This is a genomic window from Pseudomonas sp. 9_2_1, assembly GCF_059295275.1.
The window spans coordinates 4,482,903-4,498,404 of sequence record NZ_CM181239.1 but is presented as its reverse complement, the minus strand read 5'-3'; the positions used below and the strand labels follow the sequence as shown (position 1 = coordinate 4,498,404).

12 protein-coding genes and 6 tRNA genes are annotated in these 15,502 nt (G+C 63.1%); 14 read left to right on the top strand and 4 right to left on the bottom strand.

Annotation, left to right across the window (positions count from 1 at the left end):
• Positions 1-70 precede the first annotated feature (70 nt).
• Positions 71-1,621: an MDR family MFS transporter gene (locus AC5O5I_RS20480; protein ID WP_172228050.1), complete on the bottom strand. Its 1,551-nt coding sequence runs from the start codon at positions 1,619-1,621 to the stop codon at positions 71-73.
• Positions 1,611-2,666, bottom strand: coding sequence for an HlyD family secretion protein (locus AC5O5I_RS20475; protein WP_172287419.1), 1,056 nt, complete (start codon positions 2,664-2,666; stop codon positions 1,611-1,613). Before AC5O5I_RS20475 ends, AC5O5I_RS20480 begins: the two co-directional genes overlap by 11 nt.
• Before the next feature lie 143 nt (positions 2,667-2,809).
• Here AC5O5I_RS20475 and gltX point away from each other — a divergent pair, with 143 nt between their 5' ends.
• From gltX to AC5O5I_RS20415, 12 genes are all read left to right on the top strand, one after another.
• Positions 2,810-4,291, top strand: coding sequence for a glutamate--tRNA ligase (gene gltX, locus AC5O5I_RS20470; RefSeq protein ID WP_172228048.1), 1,482 nt, complete (start codon positions 2,810-2,812; stop codon positions 4,289-4,291).
• A 281-nt stretch (positions 4,292-4,572) separates the two neighbouring features.
• A tRNA-Ala gene (locus tag AC5O5I_RS20465) sits at positions 4,573-4,648 on the top strand.
• Positions 4,649-4,720: 72 nt separating this feature from the next.
• Positions 4,721-4,796: transfer RNA gene (locus AC5O5I_RS20460), tRNA-Glu, on the top strand.
• A gap of 53 nt (positions 4,797-4,849) precedes the next feature.
• Positions 4,850-4,925 (top strand) — tRNA-Ala (locus AC5O5I_RS20455).
• A 42-nt stretch (positions 4,926-4,967) separates the two neighbouring features.
• Positions 4,968-5,043, top strand: a tRNA-Glu gene (locus tag AC5O5I_RS20450).
• A gap of 60 nt (positions 5,044-5,103) precedes the next feature.
• Positions 5,104-5,179 (top strand) — tRNA-Ala (locus tag AC5O5I_RS20445).
• Positions 5,180-5,221: 42 nt separating this feature from the next.
• Positions 5,222-5,297: transfer RNA gene (locus AC5O5I_RS20440), tRNA-Glu, on the top strand.
• Between the two features lie 171 nt (positions 5,298-5,468).
• Positions 5,469-6,008 (top strand): TetR/AcrR family transcriptional regulator, encoded by a 540-nt coding sequence (locus AC5O5I_RS20435; RefSeq protein ID WP_172228047.1) that lies wholly within the window; start codon positions 5,469-5,471, stop codon positions 6,006-6,008.
• Positions 6,009-6,023: 15 nt separating this feature from the next.
• Entirely contained in the window at positions 6,024-6,857 is an 834-nt protein-coding gene (locus AC5O5I_RS20430) for an alpha/beta fold hydrolase (protein WP_172287417.1), read from the top strand.
• A gap of 81 nt (positions 6,858-6,938) precedes the next feature.
• A complete protein-coding gene (locus AC5O5I_RS20425) occupies positions 6,939-7,373 on the top strand; it encodes an acyl-CoA thioesterase (RefSeq protein WP_172228045.1) in 435 nt (144 codons plus the stop codon).
• A gap of 51 nt (positions 7,374-7,424) precedes the next feature.
• Positions 7,425-8,396 (top strand): tRNA dihydrouridine synthase, encoded by a 972-nt coding sequence (locus tag AC5O5I_RS20420; protein ID WP_494511454.1) that lies wholly within the window; start codon positions 7,425-7,427, stop codon positions 8,394-8,396.
• A gap of 159 nt (positions 8,397-8,555) precedes the next feature.
• Complete coding sequence (locus AC5O5I_RS20415; protein WP_172232658.1) at positions 8,556-8,999, top strand: Hsp20 family protein; 444 nt, start codon at positions 8,556-8,558, stop codon at positions 8,997-8,999.
• Positions 9,000-9,055: 56 nt separating this feature from the next.
• On the opposite strand, the gene AC5O5I_RS20410 is transcribed toward AC5O5I_RS20415, so the two are convergent.
• Both AC5O5I_RS20410 and AC5O5I_RS20405 read right to left on the bottom strand, forming a co-directional pair.
• A complete protein-coding gene (locus AC5O5I_RS20410; protein WP_172287679.1) occupies positions 9,056-12,352 on the bottom strand; it encodes a PAS domain S-box protein in 3,297 nt (1,098 codons plus the stop codon).
• Positions 12,353-12,414: 62 nt separating this feature from the next.
• On the bottom strand, positions 12,415-13,293 hold the full coding sequence (locus AC5O5I_RS20405) for a LysR family transcriptional regulator (RefSeq protein ID WP_172218609.1): 879 nt from the start codon (positions 13,291-13,293) through the stop codon (positions 12,415-12,417).
• Positions 13,294-13,425: 132 nt separating this feature from the next.
• Between AC5O5I_RS20405 and leuC the strand changes: the two genes are divergently transcribed.
• Both leuC and leuD read left to right on the top strand, forming a co-directional pair.
• A complete protein-coding gene (leuC, locus tag AC5O5I_RS20400; protein WP_172218607.1) occupies positions 13,426-14,859 on the top strand; it encodes a 3-isopropylmalate dehydratase large subunit in 1,434 nt (477 codons plus the stop codon).
• Positions 14,856-15,500: a 3-isopropylmalate dehydratase small subunit gene (gene leuD, locus AC5O5I_RS20395; RefSeq protein WP_494511453.1), complete on the top strand. Its 645-nt coding sequence runs from the start codon at positions 14,856-14,858 to the stop codon at positions 15,498-15,500. The genes leuC and leuD overlap by 4 nt, the downstream gene beginning before the upstream one ends.
• The last annotated feature ends 2 nt before the right edge of the window (positions 15,501-15,502 follow it).

Here is a 15,502-nt window from a genome sequence, read left to right as displayed (position 1 = left end):
ATCTGCAATGGCCTCTTCGCGGGCGAGCCCGCTCGCTCAAGCGAAGAGGCCGCTACAGGCAACCGAAAATTCAGTGGGCTTCCCCAGCCTTCAACCCCTGCGGCAACTTGCGGGTCATCAACACCGCTATCATGCTCACTGCTAACCCGATCCCGACAAAGTGGAAGGCATCGTTGTAAGCCATGATCAACGCTTGTTGGTGGGTAATCTCGCTCAACTTGCCCAGCGCCGCACTGTCATTCCCCAGCCGCTCCGCCAGTTGCGCCAACCGTTCCGCCACCTGCGGGTTGCTTGGCACCACCGACTCCCTCAGGTAATCGAAATACACCTTGGTCCGCGCATCCAGCAGGGTGGCCAGCAGGGCAATACCAATCGCCCCACCCAGGTTGCGCAGGATATTGAACAGGCTCGAAGCCGAGCCGGCATCCTGCGGCTGGATATAGGCCGTGGCGATCAGCGAAATGGTCACCATGATCATCGGCTGGCCCAGCGCACGGATGATCTGGATATGGTTGAACTGCGGCCCCGCAAAGTCCGGGTTGAGTACACCCGAGCCGAAGCTGGCGGCGCCGAACAGGCAGAACCCCAGCGCACACAGCACCTTGGGTGAAATCACCTTCATCAATTGCGGCACCAGCGGGATCAGGAACAGCTGGGGAACGCCCATCCACATGATCACCTCGCCGATCTGCAAGGCGTTGTAGCCCTGGATCTGCGCCAGATACAGCGGTAGCAGGTAGATCGACCCGTACAGGCCGACGCCCATGCCCAGGCTGGCGATGCTCGACAGGCCGAAATTGCGGTTGCCAAGGATGCGCAAGTTGATCAGGGGATGCGGCTTGGAAAACTGCACGATGACAAAGGTGATCAGGCTGACCAGCGCAACGCTACCCAGGCCGACGATCAGGTGTGATTCCAGCCAGTCCTTGCGGTGGCCTTCCTCAAGAAATACCTGCAGGCAGCCCAGGCCCAGCCCGAGGGTGAGGATGCCCGCGTAATCGGTGCTTTTCAGCAGTTCCCAATGCGCTTCTTTCTTCTCCAGCCCGTACAGCAGGCCGGCGATCATCACCAGCCCCGGCGGAATGTTGATATAGAAAATGTACTCCCAGCCCCAGTTTTCGGTGAGCCAGCCGCCTAGAGTAGGGCCGATGGAGGGGGCGAAGGTGGCGGTCATGGCGAACATGGCCATGCCTTTGGCGCGGTGGTGTTCCGGCAGCTTGATCAGGGTAAGGGTAAACGCCAACGGGATCAGCGCGCCGCCGGTAAAACCCTGCAGGGCGCGGAACAGGATCATGCTCTCCAAATTCCAGGCCATCGAACACAGCAGTGACGAAAGCAGGAAACCGCCGGAGACCCACACCGCGAGCCGTCGCGCCGACAGCAGCTGCACCAGCCAGGCGGTCAGCGGGATCATGATGATTTCCGCGACAAGGTAGGAGGTGGAAATCCACGAGCCTTCCTCCAGGGTCGCCGACAGCGCGCCCTGGATGTCCTTTAGCGACGAGTTGGTGATCTGGATGTCCAGCACTGCCATGAAGGCGCCAAGCATCACGCTCATTACCGCAATCCAGTCGCGCCGGCTGGGCTCGGCAACAGGCCGCAGCAAAGCGTCACCGGCCATGGGGGCCTTCGTCTTCGCTGCGCAGGTCGACGGTGGCGGTGACCGACATGCCGGGGCGGATCCGCCCTCGCAGCGGGTTGTCGGCGCTGAAGGTCAGTTTTACCGGAATACGCTGCACCACCTTGGTGAAGTTGCCGGTGGCATTGTCCGGCGGCAGCAGGCTGAACTGCGCGCCTGAGGCGGCAAACAGGCTGTCGACCCGACCTTCGACGGGGGTGTCCGGGTAGCTGTCGAATACCAGTTCGGCGCGCTGGCCGGGCTGCATATGGCCGATCTGGGTTTCCTTGAAGTTGGCCTGCACCCAGATGTCTTCGTCCGGCACGATCGACAGCAGGTAGGCACCTGCCTGCACCACCTGGCCATTGCGGGCGTTGCGTTGGCCGATGGTGCCGCTAATGGGCGCGCGGATCTCGCAGCGGCTCAGGTTGAGCTCGGCCTGGGCCAGGTCGGCGCGGGCGTTGGCGATTTGCGCATCCAGGCGCTTGAGGTCGGCGTTCAGGGCGTTCACCTGCTGGCGCTGGCTTTGCAGGTCGGCGCGGGCCTTGTCGACCTGGGAGCCGGCCACGTGGCTGTCCGCCGACAGAGTGGTGACCCGTTCTTCAGAGACATAACCTGGCTTGCGCAGTTTTTCGGCGCGGCTCAGGTCCAGGCGCGAGCGGTCGAAGGTGGCCTGGTTGGCCGCCACCTGGGCCTGGCCGGCAGCGATCAGGCTGCCCTGCTGGGTCAGGCGGCTTTGCGCCTGGGCGTGTTCGGCCTCGCGGGTAGCCAGGGCAGCGCGGGCGCGTTCGATCGCCAGCTCGAAGTCAGCGGCCTCCAGGCGCACCAGCAAGTCGCCTTTGTCGACGTGCTGGTTGTCCTCGACCGGCACCGTGTCGATGCGGGCACCCAGCTGGCTGGAAATGCGGGTAATCTCGCCTTGCACGTAGGCGTTGTCGGTGCCTTCGTAGAAGCGGCCCTTGAAATACCAGTGGGCCAGAAAGGCGAGGGCGATGATGGCCACCAAGGTGAAAAAGATCGCCAGGCGGCGTTTGAGTTGGGTAGGCATGGCGGCTATCGTTGCAGAAATGTAAGCAAATTTAACAGTGGTGCAGGGCCCGTCGACAAGTGACGTTCGCGCCATTGCTGGAGCCCGGTGCCTGCCTCCTGCTAACATCCCGCCTTTGTTTCATCTTTCGTTCGAGACCCTCCATGACCACCGTACGCACGCGTATCGCGCCATCGCCTACCGGCGACCCCCATGTCGGCACTGCCTACATCGCCCTGTTCAACTACTGCTTTGCCAAGCAGCACGGCGGTGAGTTCATCCTGCGCATCGAAGACACCGACCAGTTGCGCTCCACGCGCGAATCGGAACAGCAGATCTTCGACGCCCTGCGCTGGCTCGGCATCGAATGGAACGAAGGCCCGGACGTCGGCGGCCCGCACGGCCCGTACCGGCAGAGCGAGCGTGGCGCGATCTATGCCGAATACGCCAAGCAGCTGGTCGACGCCGGCCACGCCTTCTACTGTTTCTGCACCGCCGAAGAACTGGAGCAGATGCGCGCCGAACAGCAAGCCCGCGGCGAAACCCCTCGCTATGACGGCCGCGCACTGCTGCTGAGCGCCGAGGAAGTGCAGCGCCGCCTGGCCGCTGGCGAGCCGCACGTGATCCGCATGAAAGTGCCGAGCGAAGGCGTGTGTGTAGTGCCTGACATGCTGCGTGGCGACGTCGAGATCCCGTGGGACCGCATGGACATGCAGGTGCTGATGAAGAACGACGGCCTGCCGACGTACTTCCTGGCCAACGTGGTCGACGACCACCTGATGGGCATCACCCACGTGTTGCGTGGCGAAGAGTGGCTGCCATCGGCGCCCAAGCTGATCAAGCTGTACGAATACTTCGGCTGGGAGCAGCCCAAGCTGTGCTACATGCCGCTGCTGCGCAACCCGGACAAGTCCAAGCTGTCCAAGCGCAAGAACCCGACTTCGGTCACGTTCTACGAGCGCATGGGCTTCATGCCCGAGGCGATGCTCAACTACCTGGGCCGCATGGGCTGGTCGATGCCGGACGAGCGCGAGAAGTTCTCCCTGGCCGAGATGGTCGAGCACTTCGACCTGTCGCGCGTCTCGCTGGGCGGGCCGATCTTCGACATCGAGAAGCTGTCCTGGCTTAACGGCCAGTGGTTGCGTGAGCTGCCGGTCGAGGAGTTCGCCACGCGCCTGCAGAAGTGGGCGTTCAACAGCGACTACATGATGAAGATTGCCCCGCATGTACAAGGCCGGGTCGAAACCTTCAGCCAGGTCGCACCGCTGGGCGGGTTCTTCTTCGAAGGCGCGCTGAAGCTGGACGCCAAGCTGTTCGAAAGCAAGAAACTGTCTGCCGACCAGGTGCGCCAGGTCATCCAGCTGATCCTGTGGAAGCTCGAAAGCCTGCGCCAGTGGGAAAAAGAGCGTATCACCGGTTGCATCCAGGCTGTGGTCGAGGCGCTGGAGCTCAAGCTTCGCGACGCCATGCCGCTGATGTTCGCTGCCATTACTGGCCAGGCCAGCTCGGTGTCGGTACTGGACGCTATGGAAATCCTCGGCCCGGACCTGACCCGCTATCGCCTGCGCCAGGCGCTGGACCTGCTGGGCGGTGTGTCGAAGAAAGAAAACAAAGAGTGGGAAAAGCTGCTGGCCTCAATCGCCTGATTCAGCTTTGCACCTGACCTGTGGGAGCGGGCGTGCCCGCGAATGCGGTGTTTGATCTACCATCGCATTCGCGGGCACGCCCGCTTCCACAGGTCCAGCTAAACCCGGAAAAACTAGGACAGGGCGGTAAGTGATTGTTATCTGTGAAAAAACTTTTGAATATTTTCGAAATTTCGTTTGACAGCAGTGCAATCCGATCTTAATATGCGCCCCGTCCACAGCGATGAACGAAAACGAAACGCCAGGCACCCAGCCAGCGATTCGGTTCAAAGCGACATTGTGGGGCTATAGCTCAGCTGGGAGAGCGCCTGCATGGCATGCAGGAGGTCAGCGGTTCGATCCCGCTTAGCTCCACCAAATTCCGCTTGGCAGCTCAGGCTGGCAAGCAAGACCGGGTCCAGCAACCGGGTCTTGAAGGTAAGAAGGTTCGTCCCCTTCGTCTAGTGGCCTAGGACACCGCCCTTTCACGGCGGTAACAGGGGTTCGAGTCCCCTAGGGGACGCCAGTTTTACACAAGCGATGTTTCATTATGTCGCTGGGCCGCGAGGCTAGAAATCCGGGGCTATAGCTCAGCTGGGAGAGCGCCTGCATGGCATGCAGGAGGTCAGCGGTTCGATCCCGCTTAGCTCCACCAATTTTGCCGCGGTTTGCGTAAGCAAGCCGGCACGAAGGTTACGTCCCCTTCGTCTAGTGGCCTAGGACACCGCCCTTTCACGGCGGTAACAGGGGTTCGAGTCCCCTAGGGGACGCCACTTTTCCTGCGTTTTGCAGGGCTTGAAAGGCTCGTCGATTATTGATGAGCCTTTTGTTTCGGGGCTATAGCTCAGCTGGGAGAGCGCCTGCATGGCATGCAGGAGGTCAGCGGTTCGATCCCGCTTAGCTCCACCATTTCTGCCAGGGTTCACGTTAGTGAATCTTCGCGAAGGTTACGTCCCCTTCGTCTAGTGGCCTAGGACACCGCCCTTTCACGGCGGTAACAGGGGTTCGAGTCCCCTAGGGGACGCCACGTTTACCCGCGTTTTGCGGGACTTTAAAGGCTCATTCGCTTATTGAATGGGCCTTTTGTTTTTCTCCCTCGCGAAAATTCCGCTGCCGACGGGCGGCGAGAAAATCTGCTTGCCAAAAAATATGATATGGATAATATTTCGATCATCATATTTTTCCCGGCGACCGCCCCATGAGCGACAAGAAGAGCAAAACCCGCGAACGCATCCTCGAGGCGGCGCGCAGTGCCTTGATCCAGCATGGCCCGGCCGAGCCTAGTGTGAGCCAGGTAATGGGTGCGGCAGGCCTGACGGTTGGCGGCTTCTATGCCCACTTCGAGAGCAAGGACGAGCTGATGCTCGAAGCATTCAGCCAACTGCTGGGTGAGCGCCGTGCCTTGCTTTCGCAGGTCGACCCCAGCCTCGATGGCGCCGGGCGGCGCGCGCTGGCCAGTGCGTTCTACCTGTCGCGCAAGCACCGGGATGCCGAGGTGCATGCCTGCCCGCTGCCGAACTCACTGGCAGAAATGCAGCGCCTGCCGGAAGCCTTCCGTGAGGTACTGGCCGAGCACATCGAGCTGATGGCAGCGGCCATGGTCGACCGCCCCGAGGATGCCGACAAGGCCTTGGCCGACCTGGCCCTCATGGTCGGCGGGCTGGCCCTGGCCCGCGCCTTGGGCACCAGCGACCTTTCTGACCGAATCCTGCGCGCCGCCAAATCGGCAGTGCTGTAACCCTGGAGCATGGCAATGACTACCCTGAGCTGGATTCGTGGCGTCAATGGCACCCTGGGCCGCCTGGCCCCCGAGCACGTCGCTGGCAAGATGCGCCGTGCCTTCATGACCCCGCGCAACCTGCCGCCACGGCACTGGGAATTGCCCATGCTGGCAAGTGCCGAGCGCATTACCTTGCGCTTCGGCCTGTCGGCATTACGCTGGGGGCAGGGGCCGACGGTGCTGCTGATGCACGGCTGGGAAGGCCGCCCCACACAGTTCGCCGCCTTGATTGAAACCCTGGTCCAGGCCGGGCACACGGTGGTGTCGCTGGAGGGGCCAGGGCATGGTCGCTCGCCGGGTGAGCAGGCCAACGTGGTGCTGTTTGCCAGGGCGCTGCTCGAGGCCGCCGCCGAGTTGCCGCCGCTGCGTGCGGTCATTGGCCATTCGATGGGCGCTGCCAGCGTGCTGCTGGCCTTGCAGATGGGCCTGCGCACGGAGGCGGCGGTGAGCATCGCGGGCCCGGCGCGGTTGCTGGGGGTGTTGCGAGGGTTTGCCCGTCACCTGGGGCTGCCGGCGCGTGCACGGGCTGCGTTCATTCGCCAGGTGGAGCGGGATGTGGGCATGCAGGTTGCGCGGCTGGATGTTACCGGTTACCAGCTGGAGCTTCCGGGGCTGGTAGTGCACGCTGCCGATGACGCCCTGGTGGCTGCCGATGAAGCCCAGGTCATTCACAAGGCCTGGTTCGACAGCCGGCTGTTGATGTTGGAGGCGGGCGGCCACCAACGGCTGCTAGCCGACCCGCGCCTGGGTGAAGCCGTGCTCGAATTGCTCGCCAGGGCGGGTGCGCCAGCGCGGCAAAGCGCCTGATGAGCCCGGTAAATCCATCCAAGGGCTGGACTTCCCCTGCCGGTCGCTGCTAAATCGCAATTTTGCGCCAAGGAAGCGAACATGAGCTGGGACCTGGCAACACCCTTCGTCATCGACCTGCGCGTCGGCAGCGAGGATATCGACGGCCTCGGCCACGCCAACAACGCCGTCTACGTGACCTGGCTGGAACGCTGCGCCTGGCGCCATTCCCAGCGCCTGGGCCTGGACCTGGCCGCGTACCGCCGGCTGGACCGGGCCATGGCCGTTGTGCGCCACGAAATCGACTACCTGGCCGCCGGCTATGAAGATGACGAGCTGCAATTGGCCACCTGGATCATCGACTGGGATCAGCGCCTGCGCATGACCCGGCGCTTCCAGCTCAAGCGCCCGCGTGACGGCGTTACCCTGCTGCGGGCTCGGACCACCTTCGCCTGCATCGAATTGTCCAGCGGCAAACCCAAGCGTATGCCGGCAGAATTTGTCGAGGGTTACGGCCAGGCGCTGATCGGCGGCTGAAACGCCGGCAATGTTTGCTAGACTGCCGGCTTTTTCCGCCGAGACCCCGACATGCAAATTGCCCTGGCCCCCATGGAGGGGCTGGTCGACAACATCCTGCGCGACGTGCTGACCCGCGTGGGCGGTATCGACTGGTGCGTCACCGAATTCATTCGCGTGTGCGACCGCCTGCTGCCGCCTTCCTCGTTCGACAAGCTCGCGCCCGAGCTGCGGCGGGGCGCCCGCACAGCCGCCGGGGTGCCCATGCGCGTGCAGTTGCTGGGCTCGGACCCGGTGTGCCTGGCCGACAATGCCGCACTGGCCTGTCAGCTGGGCGCACCGGTGATCGACCTGAACTTCGGTTGCCCGGCCAAGACCGTGAACAAGTCGCGCGGTGGGGCGGTGCTGCTGAAAGAGCCCGAGCTGTTGCACGCCATCGTGCGTGAAGTGCGCCGGGCAGTGCCCGCGCATATCCCGGTGACGTCGAAAATGCGCCTGGGCTTCGACAGCCCTGATGGCGCGCTGGAATGTGCCACGGCACTGGCCGAAGGTGGCTCTGCGCACCTGGTGGTGCATGCGCGGACCAAGGTCGAGGGCTACAAGCCACCGGCACACTGGGAGTGGGTGGCGCGGGTGCAGGACGTGGTCAAGGTGCCGGTGTTCGCCAATGGCGAGATCTGGACCGTGGATGACTGGCGGCGTTGCCGGGAGGTCAGTGGGGCCGAGGACATCATGCTGGGCCGTGGCCTGGTCTCGCGCCCCGACCTGGGCCTGCAGATTGCTGCGGCGCGTGATGGTCGGGATTATCAGCCGATGAGCTGGGATGACCTGCTGCCGTTGCTGCGCGAATTCTGGCGCCAGGCCCAGCACAAGCTTTCGCCGCGTTATGCGCCGGGGCGCATGAAGCAATGGCTGGCGATGTTGACCCGTAGTTACCCCGAGGCGGTGGTGCTGTTTGCCGAGTTGCGCCGGGAAGATGATTGCGCGCGGATCAGTCGGTTGTTGGGGGGGGATGCGCCTTCCTTCGAGGCCTGTGTAGCCTGATCGGGCCGATTCACCCGCGAAAGGCCAATCCAGAGCAATTATCCAGATTTTTTCTGCTTGCCCCTTGAAAGGATTTCTCTCGGCCATATCTCTTGAGTGCGCGATGCCGAAGTCGGGTCGCGTAATGACTTACTTGCTGAATCTCAGGAGTTCATGACCATGACTACCGCTTTCTCTCTCGCTCCACTGTTCCGTCATTCTGTTGGTTTCGACCGTTTCAACGACCTGTTCGAATCCGCAGCGCGTAACGAGGCCGGTAGCAGCTACCCGCCCTACAACGTGGAAAAGCATGCCGAAGACCACTACCGTATCGTGGTTGCTGCAGCCGGCTTCCAGGAGCAGGATCTCGACCTGCAGGTTGAAAAAGGTGTCCTGACCGTGACCGGTGGCAAGCGCGAAAATGCTGCCGCTGAAGTGACCTACCTGCATCAGGGGATCGCCCAGCGCGCCTTCAAGCTGTCTTTCCGCCTGGCCGACCATATCGAAGTCAAGGCCGCAGGCCTGGCCAATGGCCTGCTCAGCATCGACCTGCTGCGCATCGTGCCTGAAGAAGCCAAGGCCAAGCGCATCCCGATCAATGGCGACAAGCCAGCGCTGAACTGATCGCGCTGATGTGAAAAAAAGGGCACCTTCGGGTGCCCTTTTTGCGTCTGTGGTGATCAGTAATCCGCCGGCGCCTCCATCAGCATCTGCCGAAACTCCTGCAGCGGCAGTGGCCGGCTGTGCAGGTAACCTTGATACAGGTGGCAGCCCAGCTGTTCGAGAAACTCCAGTTGCTCGGTCAATTCGACCCCTTCGGCAATGACCGCCAGGTCCAGGCTGCGGGCCATGGCGACGATGGCGCGGACGATCTCGGCGTCGTTGGGGTCGATGGGCGCATCGCGGACGAAGGTCTGGTCGATTTTCAGCGCATCCACCGGCAGGCGCTTGAGGTAGGTGAGCGAGGAGTAGCCGGTGCCGAAGTCATCCATGGCAAAACTGACCCCGTAGCGCTTCAGCTCGCGCATCTTGCTGATGGTGTCCTCAAGGTTCTGGATGACGATGCCTTCGGTAATTTCCAGTTTCAGCATCTGCCGCGGCAGGCGGTAGTCGTCCAGGCTGCGCAGCACCCGGCCGACAAAGTCGTTCTGGCGGAATTGCCGCGGGCTGATGTTCACGCACAGGCTGAAATCATCGGCATCGATCAGCCCGTCGGCGAGCATGCGTGCGCAGGCATCGCAGGCTTCGTCGAGGATCCAGCTGCCAACTTCCAGTATCAGGCCACTTTCCTCGAGCACCTGGATGAACTGCCCTGGCGGTTGCTGGCCCAGCTGCGGGTGGTGCCAGCGCAGCAGCACCTCGGCGCCGACGATGCGGTTGTCGCGGGCGTCTACCTGTGGCTGAAAGTGCAGCGCCAGTTCACCGCGGGCCAGGGCCAGGCGCAGGTCGTTTTCCATGCGCAGCCGCTCGCTGGCGGCCTTCTGCATGGTGGTGTGGAACAGCTGGGTGGTGTTACGCCCGGAGTCCTTGGCCCGGTACAGGGCGATATCGGCGCGTTTGAGCAGGTCGGCCGGGGTGGTGCCATGGTCGGGGATCAGCGCCACGCCGATGCTGGGCGTTACCTGTAGCCGTTGGCCGTCCAGTGTCATTGGTTCGGCCAGCAGTTCGCGCAGGGTATCGGCCAGCTCGCGAACTTTCTCTTCCACCAACTCGCGGCTGCCCTCCAGGCCGCTGAGCAGTACCACGAACTCATCGCCACCCAGGCGCGCCACAGTGTCTTCCAGGCGGACGCTGGCCTCCAGCCGTGCGGTGATGATTTTCAACACCGTGTCGCCCACCGGGTGGCCCAGCGAGTCGTTGATGTGCTTGAAGTGGTCGAGGTCGAGGAACAGCAGGGCACCGCGCAGGTTGTGGCGCTTGAGCAGGGCGATCTGTTGGCTCAGGCGGTCCATCAGCAGGGCGCGGTTGGGCAGGTTGGTCAGCGGGTCATGGTAGGCCAGGTGGCGTATCTGCGCCTGGGCATTCTTCAGCTGGCTTACGTCGCGGGCGGTCAGCAGCAGGCAATCGATCTCGTTGAGGGTGATCGGCTCCACCGACACCTCCACGGTCAGGATGTCGCCGCGCTTGTTGCGCCCAAGCATCTCGCGGTGGTGCACCCGGCCGCGATCGCGCAATTCGCCGAGCAGGGCGGCGCGCTGCTTGTCATCGGCCCAGATGCCGAGCTCGTACACGGTGTGGCCGACCACCTCGGCGGTGCTGTAGCCGGTCAGGCGGCAAAAACCGTCGTTGATTTCCAGGTAGCGGCCGCTGTGGCGTTCGGTGATGGTGATGGCGTCGGGGCTGGAGTGGAAGGCCTTGGCGAACTTCTCCTCGCTGGACTTCAGGGCCGCCTCGGCGCGTTGCTGCTGGGTGATGTCGCGCAGGGTGGTGACGCTGCAGGGCTGGTCGTCGACGGTGATCAGGCGGCTGGAAATCACGCAGGTCAGCGGCGCGCCGTTGCGGTGGTTGACCACTACGGCGACGTTGCTAAGGGCCTGCTCGCGGATGACCCGTTCGATGCGTTGCGCGCGCTCGATGGACTCGGCCCACAGGCCGATTTCTTCGGCGGTGCGGCCGATCACCTGGTCGGTGGCCCAGCCGAAGGTCTGGGTGAACGCCGGGTTGATCTCGATGAACTGGCCGGTGTCTTGGCGGGTCACGCAGATGGGGTCGGGGCTGACCTGGAACAGGCTGGCGAATTTCTCTTCAGAGGCGCTCAGGCGCTGCTCGCGTTCCACCTGGTCGGTAATGTCGAGCAGGGTGCCGGCCATGCGCAGCGGGTTGCCCTGGTCGTCACGGTACAGCCGCGCGCGGCTTTCGATGTAGCGCGATATGCCGTTTTCCAGCTGTACCCGGTAGGTGATCTGGTAGTTGCCCGCCGGGCCTTCGCGCAGGCTGCGGTAGGCCTGGCGCATCGAGTTGCGCTCGTCCTCGGGCACCCCTTCGAAAAAGGCATCGAACGATTCGTGAAACGGGATGGGCGGCAGGCCGTGCAGCTGCGCAGCCCGCGCCGAGCCGTAGAGCATGCCGCTGGGGATATGCCAGTCCCAGGTGCCGAGTTGCGCCGAGTCCAGGGCCAGGTCAAGGCGTTCCTGGCTGTCCTTCAGGGCTTGTTCGGCGCGCTTGCGTTCGGTGGTGTCGACGAAGGTGCTTATAAGGAATGTCACGCCTTCCAGTTCGATGCCCTGGGTGCACAGGATCCCGTCATGTACCTTGCCGCTGGAGGCGCGGAACTGCACTTCGAGGATCAGCGGGCCGTTGTTGGCGCGGGTCGATTCAATCACCTGATGGCGCTGCTCGGGGTTGGCCCACAGGCCGAGCTCCAGGCTGGTCTTGCCGATCACCTGGCTACCGGGCCAGCCGAACATGTCCTCGAAGTGCTGGTTGACCTCGAAGATCATGCCGTCGTGGCGACGGGTCAGCAAAATGGCGTTGGGGCTCAGGTGGAACAGGGTGGCGAAGCGTTTTTCCGAATTGATCAGCGCGGTTTCGCGCTCGCGCTGGCGGGTGATTTCGCGGATTACCCCGATCATCTGCGGCCGCCCATGCTGGTCAAGGGTGAGGCTGCCGTTTATTTCCAGCCAGTGCAGGCTGCCGTCCGGCCAGCGGATGCGGTGGCGCATCGCCTGCTCCACCGGCTCGCCATTGAACACCGCCTGGAACACCTGGCGCGTGCGGGCGCGGTCTTCTTCGGGCAGCAGGTCGAGGTAGTCGACATCGGCCGGCAACGGGCGCTGCGGGTCGAAGCCGAACAGGGCCTGGGTACCCCGTGACCAGCTTACCCGGCCGCTTTCGATGTCCCACAGCCAGGCTCCCAGGCGCGCGCCGTTGAGCGCGGCCAGCAGTTGTGGGGCATTCTGCCAGGCTTGCTCCGATTCCTGGGGGTCGGCCGCCGGTATGCGCGGCAGGCGCAAAAAGCGGTTTGCTGATTTGGGCATCGGTACCAGACCTTTGGCGAATGACGCGTCCTTGAACTTGGAAATGCCGAGCTGACTACCGGTCAGGCGGGCCCTGCGTGGCTGTCGAGCAGTGCCATGAATGCCCTGGCTGCGTTCGACAGCGTTCGCTCCGTGTGCAGAATGTAGCCTAGCTGGCGCGACAGCTGTATGCCGGGCAAGGCGATGGGTGCAACCTGTTCGTCGAGCATGGTGCGCGGTAGCACGCTCCACGCTAGGCCGATCGAGACCATCATCTTGATGGTTTCCAGGTAGTTGGTGCTCATGGCGATGTTCGGCGTCAGGCCCTGGCTTTCGAACAGGCGCTGGACGATATGGTGGGTAAAGGTGTTGCCGCCGGGGAACACCGCCGGGTGGCGGGCGACATCCGCCAGGCTGACGGCCTGGTCGTTCGCCAGTGGGTGCTCGGGGGCGGCGACGAAATCCAGGGCGTCGTCCCACACCGGCACGGCCTTGACCAGATGGTGGGGCTCGGGGGCCAGGGTGATCACGGCAATTTCGGCGCGGCCATGCAGAATCTCATCGTAGGCCTGTTCCGAATCCATGAACTGAATATCCAGCGCTACGGCGGGGTGCTGGCGGGTGAATGCCCGTAACAGTGGGGGCAGGCGGTGCAGGCCGATGTGATGGCTGGTGGCCAGGGTCAGGCGACCGCTCACTTCCCCGGTCAAATTGGTCAGGGCCCGTCGGGTATCATCGAGCACATTGAGTATCTGGTAGGCCCTTGGCAGCAAGGCGCGCCCGGCCTCGGTCAATGTCACCTCACGACCCAGGCGGTCGAACAGGCGCACGCCCAGTTGCTGCTCCAGGCCGGCGATGCGTTTGCTGATGGCCGGCTGGGTCAGGAACAGGCGTTCGGCCGCCCCGGAGAAACTGCCGGTTTCGGCAATGGCGATAAAGGCACTGAGGTTGGCCAGATCCATGGGCTTGTATTCCTTTGGGTTATCCAAAGCATAAAAATTATGAATTTGAGTTATTCAATCTAACCCCATAGCATCGTCCATACAAGCCAAGGGGTTTTTGGCATAGAAAGAACGCTGATGAGGAACAGTCTGATGGCTGGCAAAACGCTCTACGACAAACTCTGGGAAGCCCATGAGGTCAAGCGCCGTGATGACGGCTCGTCCTTGATCTACATCGACCGCCACATCATCCACGAAGTGACGTCGCCCCAAGCCTTCGAAGGCCTGCGCCTGGCTAGCCGCAAACCTTGGCGCATCGACACCAACATCGCCACGCCAGACCACAACGTGCCGACCACGCCAGAGCGCAAGGGCGGCATCGAGGCCATCGCCGACCAGGTATCGCGCCTGCAGGTGCAGACCCTTGACGAGAACTGTGACGAATACGGCATCGTCGAATTCAAGATGAACGACGTGCGCCAGGGCATCGTCCACGTCATCAGCCCGGAGCAGGGTGCCACCTTGCCAGGCATGACCGTGGTCTGCGGCGACTCGCACACCTCCACCCATGGCGCCTTTGGTGCCCTGGCCCACGGCATCGGTACCTCCGAGGTAGAGCATGTGCTCGCCACCCAGTGCCTGGTCGCCAAGAAGATGAAGAACATGCTGGTGCGCGTGGAAGGCCAGTTGCCTGCCGGCGTTACCGCCAAGGACATCGTCCTGGCCGTGATCGGCAAGATCGGCACCGCCGGCGGTAACGGCCACGCCATGGAGTTCGCCGGCAGCGCGATCCGCGAATTGTCGATGGAAGGCCGCATGACCATCTGCAACATGTCCATCGAAGCCGGTGCACGTGTCGGCCTGGTGGCCACTGACGCCACCACCGTTGCCTACGTCGAAGGCCGCCCGTACGCGCCGAAGGGCGAGCAGTGGGAACGTGCTGTAGAAGCCTGGAAAGACCTGGTTTCCGATGACGATGCGGTGTTCGACACCGTGGTCGAACTGGATGCCGGCCAGATCAAGCCGCAGGTCAGCTGGGGCACCTCGCCCGAGATGGTCCTGGCCGTCGACCAGCGCGTACCGGACCCGGCCGCCGAGGCCGACCTGGTCAAGCGTGGCTCGATCGAGCGCGCCTTGAAGTACATGGGCCTGACCGCCAACCAGGCCATCACCGATATCCAGCTGGACCGCGTGTTCATCGGCTCGTGCACCAATTCGCGTATCGAAGACCTGCGTGCTGCGGCGGAAATCGCCAAGGGCCGCAAGGTGGCGGCTACCGTCAAGCAGGCCATCGTTGTGCCGGGTTCGGGCCTGGTCAAGGCCCAGGCCGAGCGTGAAGGCCTGGACAAGATCTTCGTCGAAGCCGGTTTCGAATGGCGTGAACCAGGCTGCTCGATGTGCCTGGCGATGAACCCGGACCGGCTGGAGAGTGGCGAGCACTGCGCGTCCACCTCCAACCGCAACTTCGAAGGCCGCCAGGGCGCCGGTGGGCGTACCCACCTGGTCAGCCCGGCCATGGCTGCCGCTGCTGCGGTGACTGGCCACTTCATCGATGTTCGCGAGTTGATCCAAGGGAGCGCAGCATGAAAGCCTTTACCCAGCACACTGGCCTCGTCGCGCCGTTGGACCGTGCCAACGTCGACACCGACCAGATCATCCCCAAGCAGTTTCTGAAGTCGATCAAGCGCACCGGCTTTGGCCCCAACCTGTTCGACGAATGGCGTTACCTGGACGTGGGGCAGCCCTATCAGGACAACAGCAAACGCCCGCTGAACAATGAGTTTGTGCTCAACCACGAGCGTTATCAGGGTGCCAGTGTATTGCTGGCGCGGGAGAACTTCGGTTGCGGTTCCAGCCGCGAGCATGCCCCGTGGGCCCTGGACGAGTACGGCTTCCGTAGCGTGATCGCGCCAAGCTTTGCCGACATCTTCTTCAACAACAGCTTCAAGAACGGTTTGCTGCCGATCATCCTCAGCGATGAGGAAGTGGACGAGCTGTTCAAGCAGGTCGAGGCCAACCCGGGTTACCAGCTGACCATTGACCTGCAGGCGCAGGCAGTGACCCGCCCGGATGGCAAGGTGCTGCACTTCGAAATCGACGCGTTCCGCAAGCACTGCCTGCTCAATGGCCTGGACGATATCGGCCTTACCTTGCAGGAAGGCGATGCGATCAAGGCCTTCGAGGGCAAGCACCGCGCCAGCCAGCCTTGGCTGTTCCGTGATGCCTGATT

Coding starts and splice junctions, on each gene's coding strand:
- AC5O5I_RS20475 (WP_172287419.1), bottom strand. CDS start 2,666: ATGCCTACCCAACTCAAACGCCGCCTGGCGATCTTTTTCACCTTGGTG.
- AC5O5I_RS20425 (WP_172228045.1), top strand. CDS start 6,939: ATGAGCTGGGACCTGGCAACACCCTTCGTCATCGACCTGCGCGTCGGC.
- AC5O5I_RS20415 (WP_172232658.1), top strand. CDS start 8,556: ATGACTACCGCTTTCTCTCTCGCTCCACTGTTCCGTCATTCTGTTGGT.
- AC5O5I_RS20410 (WP_172287679.1), bottom strand. CDS start 12,352: ATGCCCAAATCAGCAAACCGCTTTTTGCGCCTGCCGCGCATACCGGCG.
- gltX (WP_172228048.1), top strand. CDS start 2,810: ATGACCACCGTACGCACGCGTATCGCGCCATCGCCTACCGGCGACCCC.
- leuD (WP_494511453.1), top strand. CDS start 14,856: ATGAAAGCCTTTACCCAGCACACTGGCCTCGTCGCGCCGTTGGACCGT.
- AC5O5I_RS20480 (WP_172228050.1), bottom strand. CDS start 1,621: ATGGCCGGTGACGCTTTGCTGCGGCCTGTTGCCGAGCCCAGCCGGCGC.
- AC5O5I_RS20420 (WP_494511454.1), top strand. CDS start 7,425: ATGCAAATTGCCCTGGCCCCCATGGAGGGGCTGGTCGACAACATCCTG.
- AC5O5I_RS20435 (WP_172228047.1), top strand. CDS start 5,469: ATGAGCGACAAGAAGAGCAAAACCCGCGAACGCATCCTCGAGGCGGCG.
- AC5O5I_RS20430 (WP_172287417.1), top strand. CDS start 6,024: ATGACTACCCTGAGCTGGATTCGTGGCGTCAATGGCACCCTGGGCCGC.
- leuC (WP_172218607.1), top strand. CDS start 13,426: ATGGCTGGCAAAACGCTCTACGACAAACTCTGGGAAGCCCATGAGGTC.
- AC5O5I_RS20405 (WP_172218609.1), bottom strand. CDS start 13,293: ATGGATCTGGCCAACCTCAGTGCCTTTATCGCCATTGCCGAAACCGGC.